11 protein-coding genes are annotated in these 11342 nt (G+C 51.0%); 2 read left to right on the forward strand and 9 right to left on the reverse strand.

Annotated features, from left to right (window positions below):
- Positions 1-96: 96 nt before the first annotated feature.
- The 3 genes from AACS18_RS21440 to AACS18_RS21450 are packed head-to-tail and all read right to left on the reverse strand — an operon-like array spanning position 97 to position 2371.
- Positions 97-732 (reverse strand): LysE family translocator, encoded by a 636-nt coding sequence (locus AACS18_RS21440; RefSeq protein ID WP_108613262.1) that lies wholly within the window; start codon positions 730-732, stop codon positions 97-99.
- A 40-nt stretch (positions 733-772) separates the two neighbouring features.
- Positions 773-1594 (reverse strand): helix-turn-helix transcriptional regulator, encoded by an 822-nt coding sequence (locus tag AACS18_RS21445; protein WP_005357044.1) that lies wholly within the window; start codon positions 1592-1594, stop codon positions 773-775.
- Positions 1595-1654: 60 nt separating this feature from the next.
- Entirely contained in the window at positions 1655-2371 is a 717-nt protein-coding gene (locus AACS18_RS21450; protein WP_108613263.1) for a substrate-binding periplasmic protein, read from the reverse strand.
- Positions 2372-2670: 299 nt separating this feature from the next.
- Between AACS18_RS21450 and AACS18_RS21455 the strand changes: the two genes are divergently transcribed.
- Positions 2671-3210 carry a hypothetical protein gene (locus AACS18_RS21455; protein ID WP_108613264.1) on the forward strand — a complete coding sequence of 180 codons (540 nt, stop codon included), beginning with the start codon at positions 2671-2673 and terminating at the stop codon, positions 3208-3210.
- Between the two features lie 49 nt (positions 3211-3259).
- Here AACS18_RS21455 and AACS18_RS21460 read toward each other — a convergent pair whose 3' ends face one another.
- On the reverse strand, positions 3260-4492 hold the full coding sequence (locus AACS18_RS21460) for a 3-deoxy-D-manno-octulosonic acid transferase (protein WP_108613271.1): 1233 nt from the start codon (positions 4490-4492) through the stop codon (positions 3260-3262).
- Between the two features lie 237 nt (positions 4493-4729).
- Here AACS18_RS21460 and AACS18_RS21465 point away from each other — a divergent pair, with 237 nt between their 5' ends.
- Positions 4730-5791: a glycosyltransferase gene (locus tag AACS18_RS21465; protein WP_108613265.1), complete on the forward strand. Its 1062-nt coding sequence runs from the start codon at positions 4730-4732 to the stop codon at positions 5789-5791.
- Between the two features lie 27 nt (positions 5792-5818).
- On the opposite strand, the gene AACS18_RS21470 is transcribed toward AACS18_RS21465, so the two are convergent.
- The 5 genes from AACS18_RS21470 to AACS18_RS21490 all read right to left on the reverse strand — a co-directional run.
- Positions 5819-6886: a glycosyltransferase family 9 protein gene (locus AACS18_RS21470; RefSeq protein WP_146184814.1), complete on the reverse strand. Its 1068-nt coding sequence runs from the start codon at positions 6884-6886 to the stop codon at positions 5819-5821.
- 14 nt (positions 6887-6900) lie between these two features.
- Positions 6901-7566 (reverse strand): glycosyltransferase family 25 protein, encoded by a 666-nt coding sequence (locus tag AACS18_RS21475; protein ID WP_108613267.1) that lies wholly within the window; start codon positions 7564-7566, stop codon positions 6901-6903.
- Between the two features lie 2 nt (positions 7567-7568).
- Positions 7569-8747 carry an O-antigen ligase family protein gene (locus tag AACS18_RS21480; RefSeq protein WP_146184815.1) on the reverse strand — a complete coding sequence of 393 codons (1179 nt, stop codon included), beginning with the start codon at positions 8745-8747 and terminating at the stop codon, positions 7569-7571.
- Positions 8748-8767: 20 nt separating this feature from the next.
- Positions 8768-10534: a polysaccharide deacetylase family protein gene (locus AACS18_RS21485; protein WP_108613269.1), complete on the reverse strand. Its 1767-nt coding sequence runs from the start codon at positions 10532-10534 to the stop codon at positions 8768-8770.
- Positions 10531-11342 (reverse strand): glycosyltransferase (locus AACS18_RS21490; protein ID WP_108613272.1); only part of this gene is annotated, 812 nt, incomplete at its 5' end. The genes AACS18_RS21485 and AACS18_RS21490, both read right to left, overlap by 4 nt.

Below are 11342 nucleotides of genomic sequence, written 5' to 3' on the forward strand. Positions count from 1 at the left end.
GGTCATCCCCAGCAACCAGCAAAGAGGCAGTAGACGCATGGCCGGGCACTCCTGACAGGTAAACCTTGTTGGAGTATAGGCCCATGCGCCGACTCGTCAGGCCACCAGCTCGGCCCCCATGCTCACCAGAATGGAGAGGCTGACCAGCGCAAACAGCACGCCGGTCACCAGATTGAGCGGCCGCTGCACCCGCAGCAGCAGGCGCTGGGCGCGATCGGTGGAGAGGCTCCACGCCAGCAGTCCGAACCAGCAGAGGGAGATGATGAAGAGCTCGCCCACCAGCAGGCTGCGGGTCACTCCATCCACCTCTGGCGTCACCATGGCGGCCAGCAGACCGATAAAGAACACCAGCGCCTTGGGATTGAGCAGATTGGTGGCGAGGCCAGTGCGCACGCCCTTACCCCAGCCGTGCAGCTCGTTGGCAGCGCTGGCCATCACTGTGCTGCTCTGCTGGCGAGCCGCCATCAAGGCACCCCACCCCAACCAGCCCAGATAGAGGGCACCGCAGCACTTGATCACCATAAACAGCAGCGGGTGGCTGGCGATCAGCATGCTGATCCCGGTCAGGCTCAGGGTGGCGTGCACCATGATCGCCAGCGAGATGCCCAGCGCCGCGCCAAGAGCGGTCGGCCGGTGCAGGCTGGTGCGCAGGATCAGGGCAAAATCGGGGCCTGGGCTGGCCAGTGCAATCAGGTGCATCAGGCCAAGGGTAACGAACAGACTGGTCAGCATAACAACTCTCGCTTTAACGACGGAGAACCAGCATGGCGGATTAGCGGGGGGCGCGGCTTGTAAAAGATTGCATCTGGGCACGAAATTCGGCGGGCGTCAGACCGAATGCCTGGCGAAAGCCGTGGTGGAAGTGACTCTGATCGAAGAAGCCGACCGCCAGCGCCACCTCGCTCACCGCCATGCCGCTCGCCAGCAGCCGCTTGCCCTGCTCCAGCCGCAGCCGTTTCAGCCAGGCGTAGGGGGTCATGCCGCTGCGTTTCTTGAACTGGCGCAAGAAGGCGAAACGGTCGAGCCCGAGCAGCCCCGCCAGCTCCTCCAGCGAGTGGGGTTCGTCGAGAGCGGCCATCAGGTAGTCGCGCAGGAATCGCAACTGGGGATCCGCCAGCTGGTGCACCTCGGGGGCCAGATGCAGCAGCTCCCCCAGCAGGGCCAGCAGCTGGCTCTCGATCAACAGGCCATCAGCCTTGGGGTTGTCAAGATAGCCGTGCAGTTGGGCAAAACCCTGATAAAGGTCGGGGCGGCTCTGCAATCCCTTGTCGAAGAAGGGTTCCGGCTGCTCCGGCAGCCAGAGTGCCAACTGCTGCGGATCGATGGCAAAGACCCGCACCTCATACCCTTCCGGCAGCAGGCTGAGGCCGTCGTGCACCTCATCCGGGTTGACGGTAGAGAGCACCCCGCGCACCAGATGGTGACTGTTCCCCTTGTGGATAAACTTCTGGCCACCCCGCTGCACCAGCCCGATATGGTAGTCGAGATGGACATGGCGGCCGTAGCTGAACGCCCTGTGGTGGGAGTGCGACAGCTCGACCCCCGGCAGGTGCGGGGATTGCCAGTAGCGGATGAGGGAATCGGTGGTATTCATGGGTTATAGATACACCAGCAGCGGGCCTTGGGCTTGTAGATTATTGCACACAGCACCCTTTCAACGCCCCCACAGCCGCGGGGTCGACTCCACCAGTGAGGCGAGCGGCACCCGCTCCACCACCTGACGCATGCGCTGCGCCAGCTCGGGGTTGGCATCCCCCAGCGACTTGGTCAACACGATATGCACCTGCAGCGGGGTGACCGGCAGGTAGATCAGGCGAGTTGCCGCAGGGAGCTTGGCGCGAAAATGGTTGGCAGAAATATCGTTGGAGAAGAGCGCAGCATCAATCCGCCCGCGTAGCAACTTCTGCATGTTGCCATGCTCCCAGCTGAGCTGGGACAGGGTGTCGATATGGATCTGCGGATGCTGCAATAGCGGCGGCACGATCGCCTGACTCGACCAGCCGATGGTGGTGCCGTAGAGATCTTCCTGCCGCTCGACCGAGTGAAGTCGCGATGGCCCCAGTACAACCAGCACCGGCCGCAGCAGCAACAGGTGGGGGTCGATATAGCGAAAGTGACGAGCCCGCTCCGGACTGTAACTCAGCAGCGGAGTCAGATCGCACTCGCCGCTCTCGAGGTTGCTGAGCAGCCGCGCCACATTGAGCCCCTGCCACTCGATGGTGCGACCGATCACGGGTTCGATGTGGCGGCGAAAGTAGTCGAGCACCGGCCCGGAGACCTTGCCCTGCTGATCGATGGTGACCAGCGGCGCCAGCTGGAAGACGCATCCCCGCAGTGGCGCATTGACCGCCACGGCTTGGCTGATAGTCATAAAAGGAAGTAGAAGTGCCGATAGCAGTAATAACAAACCCATACCCGAACGAGAGATGCCCATAAGTGCCGACCCGATGCCCCGATAGCCATCAGCATGGCACAAGGCAAAGGGGCGGGCTATCCCCTCCCACCGTTCAGCAGCCCCTTGTGGCCCCTATTTCCATTACCATCAACCACCCGTTTTATTGCGCTGAAAATCAATAAAGCCGCTGCTTTGATGAATTTTAGGGTCTTGAGATATAGTGTTGCCCCCTTCATCAAACCGACGAGTGATCGCCCCGCCGGACAGGTAGATTCATGAGACTGTTTTTGCTGTTGTTGTCGTTGTTCGCTACGACCGTAAGTTCTGATGAAAAGCCCCGCCAGCCCTATTTCGACTGGGGACGCTGCCCGTTTGAAGGTTGTACCTATCAGGCGTGGACCACCAAGCAAGAGGTGATCGTCAGAGCCGAGCCGTCTTCTACTGCCAGGGAGCTGTTCCGGCTGCCCCGTGGCCAACAGGTAGAGGGGGTGACCGGGGTCGTCATTACCGAAAAAGCGGGGATCGTCGAGATTCTCAGACCAGTCAAACTGGGCTACAGCAAGGAGGGAAAAGGGCCGCTGTTTAACATGAAGGCAGGAGAAAAACTTTATCTCCTCGGCTGGGTGGGCGAAGGTGATGGCTTGTTCTGGTACAAGGGCAAAACCTACATCCTCGATTACGATTATGCGCGCAAAGAGATCAGATACGGCCCGTCACCGCAGAACCAGTGGTGGGTAAAAATTCGGGACCAGCAAGGGCGTGAGGGTTGGGTTGCCGAAGCCAAAAACTTCGCCCATATGGATCGTTTCGAATAGTGACTGATAACCAGCCCCCCCAAGATCGGGGGGGCTGGCTGGGGATGACTCACTGCCCGGGTTGCAGCTTCATCTCTTGCAGATACTCCAGCACCTGGGTTTTGTAGTCCGCCTGATAGGAAAACTTGGTGCTGTCGCACGCCGCAATCAGGTTAACTGCGGCGCAGAACAGGGTTGCAGCCAGCAGCCCTTTGCCGACCCACTGCGGGTAACGACGGCTCCAGCGCACCAGCAGCAGCAGGGTCGGGAACAGGGCGTAGGGGAAAATCAGCATCAGGTGCCAGTAGTTGAAGATGATCGGCGAAAGCGCCGCACTCACCAGCACCGCCAGCACCGCTGCCAACGCATAGAGGCCGAGCCAGCTCTCGCCATCCACTTCGGCACGATCACTGCGCAGCAAGCGCGGCTTGAGATCACGCCACAGCTGCCAGTTGGCCTTGGCTGCCAGCAATACCGTTGCCGAGCCCACCCCGTAGATCACCACTCGCCACAGCCAGACCGCCGCCAACTGCAGATATTCGTGGCCCGCCAGCCAGATAAACTGGGTGTCGTTGACCAGCTTGCTGGCAAACAGCCAGGAGCCGTATCGCAGCCAGTAGAGCACCGATTTCAGCACCGGATAGACATGCACCAGCCCCCAGCCGATATAGCGCTGACGCGCTTCGGGATCGGCTTGCTGAGTGATCGCAGTGTTACTTATCGCCTCCAACATATACGGGATCAACGAGGCACCGATCAACAGGGCAGCCACCACCACCCCGCTCCAACTCACCTTGAGAATGCGGCGCCAGAACAGATAAGTGGACATCACCGCCAGCAGCGGCCAGGAGTAGTGCAACTGCATCGCCATGCCAATGGCCAGCAGGTGCACGATCATGTGCCAGAAGGAGGCCCGCTCGCGCATATGCCAGGCCGACCAGCAGTGCATGGCGGAGAAGAGGAACAGATAAGAGGGGTTGTAGAGCAGACTCTCGTACTGGAACCAGGGATTGAGCCAGCAGAGCACCAGAAACAGCAACCGCACAACATTGCTATTCAATACATTGCCATTCAATCCACGGTCATCAAACACCTGACGGATCACCGCATCAAACAGCAGGAAACCGACCAACCGCATCGCCAACAGCAGCAGCATGGGCGCATAAGGTGAATCCCATAGCAGCAAGGGCCCGCCAATCAGCCAGGCCGACAGACTCCCCGGCACATTACCCACCGCACTCGCCGCATTGCCATAGCTAAGCCAGACCCCCTCATAAGCACCAAGATAACCCTTGTAGAGCATCTGGGTCTGATCGCCGGTGAGGAGTTGGTGATCGGAAAATAACCAGGATAGCAGCAGCCCGGCAAATATACAGGCCGCGAATAATGCGTTATGGTATCGCCCACTAAGACCAATCATTGATCCACACCTATTGAAAAAAATTGCTAACGACTTTAACAGTTGCCAGCTGATTTTGCTCGTTTACGATTCACATTTTTAGTAGATTTACCAGTCAGTTATGAGACCCGCGGAGCAGTTATGACCCCACCAGTTAAAAAGTTTTTATTCATTGTTGAAGACTTGTATGGTGGTGGTGCGGAAAAGGTTCTGCTCAATACCGCATCCTTGCTAAAAGATGCAGGTGTCGATGTTACCTTGTTTACCTTGCGGGAAAAAATAGACCATACGCTACCTGACAACATTCACCCGATTAATCTTGGCATTGTCACAAAGCTGACTAAAGCCATATCCAATGTTGCGGTTGAAAAAATACAAGCATCTCTGATTTTTAAAAAAGTCAAAGAGAGCTCGCCTGACGTAATTATCTCATGCTCATGTGACAAAATTACCAGACACCTGCCTGATACACTGAATATTTATTACTGGATCCACGGAAATGTCACTGGCTTTGCCAAAGACAATGCCAAAGGATATGAAAAATTCAAGCGCTTCTATAATGGCAAGAAACTGATCTGCGTATCTCGTGGCATCGCGGACGACATTTTACAAAATGTAAAAGCCACACCAAAATCGTGTCAGGTGATTTACAATCCGTTTGATATCGAGAAAATTCAGGCGTTGGCCGATGAGCCTTTCAGCAAGCCATTTGAAAAGTATTTCATCCATGTCGGCACCTTCGAAGAACGAAAACGCCACGATCGTCTCTTGCAGGCATATCAGCTAAGCGGCGTTGCTACGCCACTCGTTCTGATGGGCAAAGGGGAGCGACGCCCTCACATTGCAGCCATGATCGAGGAGATGAACCTTGCCAGCAAGGTGAAGATCATCGACTTTCAGAAGAACCCCTACCCCTATATCAAATCAGCTCAGGCGCTCATCCTGACATCCGATGCTGAAGGGCTGCCAACAGTGCTTATTGAAGCACTTATCTGCCACACACCAGTTATCAGCGTGGATTGTCCGTCTGGGCCCGCTGAGATATTAACGACACCACTCGATAAATTTCTAATCCCGATGGAAGATATCAATGGACTGGCTATGGCAATTACAAGCGTGGATGGAACAAAAACACCCATTAAGTCAAAAAGTTATCAAATTTTTTCTAGTGAAAGTGTAACCGAAGAATTTATATCGCTATGAGACAGAGTTGGGGAAACCCCCAACTCTCTATAGATAATCAGCAACCCACTTTTCAAATACTGATTTAAATTCAGCGACGTTTATAAAATTCACGTCTTGCTGTGCAGACCTGGTTTCTGCGTAGATAATACTTGAACGAGGATTATTTGGATGCCACTCCACATTTTCTGGCATCCCGAAATTGTCATTATAAATACCAAGAACCGGTTTATTCAAACCTGTTGCTATATGCACTGTGGCAGTATCTACAGACACCATACCGGCACAATGCCTTGCCTGTGCAAAGAGCGCAGCCAAAGATGGCTTCTCATGATCAATAATAACCCTGGCGGGGTCATAAACATGAGATACAACGCGTTCAACGTCCTTCTCGCGGCCAGGTGGGTACAATAGACAAATGTTATAATTTGATGAACCAAGCATTGTGTTGATTAGCTCTATGATTTTCTCAACACTGAAACAACGGGATGTCCCACTACCATATGGATTGAAACACAACGTTTTATGACTTGGCCACCAAGAGCCAACCCTATCCTCAAAATCCTGGAAAAAAGGCACTATATAACTGGTGTCAGGGTTAACAATCCCCATATGCTCCAACAGCACCTTAAATTTCGTAGCGAAGTGCATCCCTGCTGTTTCTTGGCCTAGTTTTATATTAATACAGTCAAGATCATCATCAATCCCGGCTACATTTTTGCTCCCAACGTTGGAGATAAAATAAAGATCTTTCATCTTCATTTTTTGGCTAAAATGCACAAGATAATCTACATCCCCCAACTCACTGGCTAATTTTTTTAGCTCTATATAGCCAGCTCTCTTTGGTATTTCAAAGACGCTATCAAAATTAAAAAAATCTCTAAACAACGGAGCCATTGCAGAGCTGGTGATAACGTAGACTTTCCGCTCTGGAAACTTATTTTTAATCTCTCTTGCCACCCAGGAAGAGACGATTGCATCCCCAAGCTTCGCATCCCATCTAACAAAAACAGTGGCACCGTATGATGACGACCTCACTGATGGATGACGATCAAAAAGTAAAATACCTAGCTTGCGGCGAAGGATATCCCTCCACAATTGCAAGGTTTTAATCACAGCAATCACCTCTATCAATCTATATGCTGACCATAATTTCTGTCATCAATAGTCGACTGGAATAGTCCTACATCCAGACAACACGGCTCAACACCTGCGGCACTCAGTTTATTCCACTGCAGCCGCCCAGTGAGATAATCAGCAGGCATTCTGATTGGATAAGCTATTTTCAGCAGCTTGTAAGCGCCTGCCAGCGTAAGAATATATCCGCCTGTAGATATAATTCCTCGTTGTGAGCTTTTACTGGGTGTTAAATATTTTGCCAAACGATACCCTTCTGGCAAAGATGAGTATATTGGGAGGTGTTTCGCCTTGCCATGATGCAAGAATACAATGTCAGAGTTATTTTTATTAATGATCTCGCTGATGATAGCTTTGAAATGCATGTGGACGTAAATATCATCTTCTAAAATGACACAACGAGGAATATTTTTCTCCACCATCATTTCATATATATTGATATGACTCATGGCACAACCGACCTCACCCAAGCTAAGGTCATGACCGCAAGTCTCTCTTGCCAGATTAAAATCCACTTTCGCCAAGCGATCTGATGGCAATGATTTGCCATCTACAGCATCGAAAAACTCAAAGTTAACCCCCAAATGAGACATCTGGCGCTCTACCATGGCCCGCCTGTCAGCACTACGTGTCAAACTAATAATAAATACGGGTATCATAGTTATGATAAATCCTGCTTGAGTTCATGACAAAATAAAATAAAGATTAGGCTTAATGAGTATAGATACATCATGCTTTGGTGTTCAAAAGGTACATCAAACACCGCTCCAACAGCGAATGAGATAGGGATAAACACGCCAACAGACACAAACCCCATTTCTTTCGCAAAAAATATTGCCGGTAATATAAGCATGCCCAGCAAGAAAATTAATCCTACCCCCCCCCGAATAACCAAAGTCTGTAAATACTGATTGTGTGCATGTGCTAGCTCAGGGTTTAGCAACGCTTGTGGCACAAGCCCTTGCTTCACTTGTTCTTGCTTTAACACATCAAAACCATCAGTGCCCACGCCTATTAATGGCGAGTCGATAAAACCCAACCAAGCACTTTCCCATGCTACCGCTCTGAGCCCAAGAGATGTGCTGTAATTTCCATTTTCCATGTTTACAACATCAGAAAAACCAGCATCTATTCTATTTTTAACTATACTGTTGTTTAAACATAGCATTCCGAATGCCAACAACAACCCTAGCGTGATTGAAATATATTTCAATGGTTTTCTTGTTATTTTAAAAAATAACAAGCATGTAATCACAACTATGAACGCTAGCCAAACACCACGACTTTGTGAAAGATATAGTGCGCACAGAGAGAATAGTGCCGAAATGATAGACAGCCCTTTTTCAAGAGAATTATCTGAGAAAGAAAAAGAAATCCACATATTGAGAATTGCTAATGTCAGGGCTGCTTGAGAAAAAATGATCGCGTTTGTAAAACCCTCGACTCTAACAACGCCATGATTATATTGCCATATACTAATAACGCCTAGACCCAATCCACCAAAAATAATTCCATAACAACCAGCTTTTAGTACAGCAATGTGCCGTGGCATTAAAAGTGCGAAACATATAACATATATTATGGTACGCATAATACCATATTGGTCACCGTGAACCTGTCTATTTACGAACAGATAAATGGCATAGGATAATAAAATCCATATTATATAACGATTTTTAATCCCCACAGGATAACGATGGATATAAAAAGAAACTATGCCAATTAAGGATGCCACGACAATAAGGTTAGATAGATATGTTTTACCATCAATAAAGAAAAACATTCCGCTAAATACGAAAATCAGGGTGCATGAAAAAATCAAAAGAGCAAATCGCTCCATGCTTATGACGTTTTTTGATATCACTTTGATTTCCTGAACACATAATTCCCACGAATTTTTCGCCACAGCCCAAACACATCAGTGCGGGGGAAGATGGCGATCCGGCGGATCTGGAAAGGGTCCTGGTGCATTGCTTTGGGGCCGCTGTTGGTGGCGACGGCAAAACGATACCCGGCGGCAATAGCCTGCTGCTTGGCGCTGTCGTTTATATCTCCGTAAGGGTAAGCGAACGAGAGCAGCGGATGGCCAAGCAGGGCTTCTAGCTGGCGTTTATTCTCCTGAATTTCATGAGCTTGTTGCTCGGCTGTGAGCTGACTCAAGCGGGGATGGGTCAGGGTATGACCACCAATCTCCACATGACCGCTTGCGGCCAGTGCTTTGACCTGCTCACCACTCATTAGCGAAACCTTGGTATCTGGATTGGTTGGATGCTCCACATCCCAACGGTTATAGCCTTCGCCAGTGACCACGTACACCACGGCTTTGTAACCATATTTTTCCAGCAGCGGCAGCATGCGGGTCAGATTGTCCTGATAACCGTCATCGGCGGTGATCATCAGGTACTTCTTGCCGTATTGCAGACGGTGGATAAAGCCTTTGTCCGCCAGATCGCGGAAAGTCAGGGTTTCGTAGCCGAGCCACTTCATCAGGCGCAGATGCTTCTCGAACATGGCGATTGGCATCCAGGTGCCATGCACCCCCTTCTCGCTATCCTGCTCGATAAAGCGGTGGTACATGATGACCGGCATCTCGCGGCGCAGGGTTTCCACCACCGCATCCTGATAGATGGATTCCAGACCGGATACCACCCCCTGCAAGCCATACTCGTCCTGAATACGCTGACGAATTGTCTCCGGCACCGTCTTGCTGGCCAGGGCGGATACAATCTCTCCCTTCAGCGCAGCAAAATCGATAGCCAGATCCTTGGGACCAATATCGCCAAAGTTGCTGGCCAGCGCTTCATCCATATTCTGCTCGGTCACCAGACCGATGGCCTTGGCTTCACCGATGGCAAAGGCGGGGCGACCGCAGAGCAGTGCCTCCATCGCCACCCGACCCGCGCCGATCACCAGATCGCTCCCCGCCAGCAGAGCGGGTACATCGTCGACGTAACCAACAAACTCGGCACGACCTTCAAAACGGGCAAAGCGCTCCGGCACTTTGGTACCGCTGACAATCCGCACCCGACAGGCATCAAGATCAAGCACTTCGTCGAGCAGTCGGTAACAAAGCTCCCCTTTGGGGCCACTCAGACGACCTATGATGGCAATCACCGGCTTGGGATTGTCCGGCGCCGGCACAGGCTGGAATTTGTCGGTTTCGATACCGTTACGCAGCACCTGCACGATCGCAGGATCGACCCCCAGATTGTCGACAATCTGATGGGCAATATCCTCACAAACGGCAACAGTCCTAAACCCAAGAGCATGGAAGGCTTTGCGCGAAGCGTGCACCGGCTGGCGGCCATGGACCGTGGTGATCATCGGGGTGCCAGTCAGCTTGCAGGCCACATAACTGCTCCAGCCGGAGGCGCGGGAGTGAGCGTGTACCAACTGGATATGGTGCTTCTTGATGAGATAGATGAGGTAGAAGACGTGCCAGAAACGGCGCAGGATGCTGCGCTTGTTAAATCGAAGCTTGAAGACGGGGCCAAGGGTCGGCTTGGTCAGGGTATCTGACACATAAAAGACGTTGTGACCACGCCGGGTCAGTTCATTACCGACCGTGGTGGCATAGACCTCAGCGCCCGTCACCTCGAGCTGGGAGAGTGCCATCAATATATTCATCCTGCACTCCTCCCATTAACCAAATCCGCATGAAGCGCATAACTAGAGGAATATTTACTATCTCCATCCAATAACAGCTCGATCTGCCTCATGCTCTCCCGAAGATTGAAAATTTTGGCTCGATCCTTCGATAAGGAACCATATTTTGATAGCATGTTTTTATTTTCAACCATTTGGCGTATTGCCAGTGCCAACGCATTTTCATCCCCGACAGGAACGAGAACACCATATTTTCCGCCATCGAGAGCTTCATTAGGTCCGGTACAATCTGTTGACACAATGGCCTTCCCCAACGCCATCGCTTCTACGAGTACAACCGGGTAACCCTCATAATGTGAGGACATGACGAATAGATCGCTATCAGCAAGAAATGGATATGGATTTTCCTTAAATCCAAGCAAGCTTGTACTATTACCAATATTATTAATATTAATAAATGATTCTAACCCATCTCTATCATCACCTTCTCCCAAAATAGTAAGGTGATATTTAACCCCTGCATCAATATTTATCTTATGAGCAGCAAGTAATATATCGAATCCTTTTTGGGCATTGCATAGCCGTCCGATAGCAATAACTTTTATTTGCTCATCACTATCAATATGCTCACGACTCTTCCGCATTATGTCTTCGATGTCAACAGGGTTATAAACCACTTGAGTATATGGTTTCACCTCAGGATACAATTTCAATAATGCATGTTGTGCTCCTTTAGAGACACAAACAATGTTATCCATTTTTTTATAAACGATATGTTCAACTTTCCTAGGAAGAATTTTATGGCACAACAAGTCTATATGAACCCATG

This window comes from Aeromonas sp. HMWF015 (assembly GCF_963878965.1).
In the GTDB taxonomy this organism is placed as follows: domain Bacteria; phylum Pseudomonadota; class Gammaproteobacteria; order Enterobacterales; family Aeromonadaceae; genus Aeromonas; species Aeromonas veronii.

Excerpts from the sequence above, each read along its gene's own strand:
- AACS18_RS21465 (WP_108613265.1), top strand. The coding sequence starts at position 4,730 with ATGACCCCACCAGTTAAAAAGTTTTTATTCATTGTTGAAGACTTGTAT.
- AACS18_RS21445 (WP_005357044.1), bottom strand. The coding sequence starts at position 1,594 with ATGAATACCACCGATTCCCTCATCCGCTACTGGCAATCCCCGCACCTG.
- AACS18_RS21485 (WP_108613269.1), bottom strand. The coding sequence starts at position 10,534 with ATGAATATATTGATGGCACTCTCCCAGCTCGAGGTGACGGGCGCTGAG.
- AACS18_RS21475 (WP_108613267.1), bottom strand. The coding sequence starts at position 7,566 with ATGATACCCGTATTTATTATTAGTTTGACACGTAGTGCTGACAGGCGG.
- AACS18_RS21480 (WP_146184815.1), bottom strand. The coding sequence starts at position 8,747 with ATGGAGCGATTTGCTCTTTTGATTTTTTCATGCACCCTGATTTTCGTA.
- AACS18_RS21460 (WP_108613271.1), bottom strand. The coding sequence starts at position 4,492 with ATGCTCTACAAGGGTTATCTTGGTGCTTATGAGGGGGTCTGGCTTAGC.
- AACS18_RS21440 (WP_108613262.1), bottom strand. The coding sequence starts at position 732 with ATGCTGACCAGTCTGTTCGTTACCCTTGGCCTGATGCACCTGATTGCA.
- AACS18_RS21455 (WP_108613264.1), top strand. The coding sequence starts at position 2,671 with ATGAGACTGTTTTTGCTGTTGTTGTCGTTGTTCGCTACGACCGTAAGT.
- AACS18_RS21450 (WP_108613263.1), bottom strand. The coding sequence starts at position 2,371 with ATGACTATCAGCCAAGCCGTGGCGGTCAATGCGCCACTGCGGGGATGC.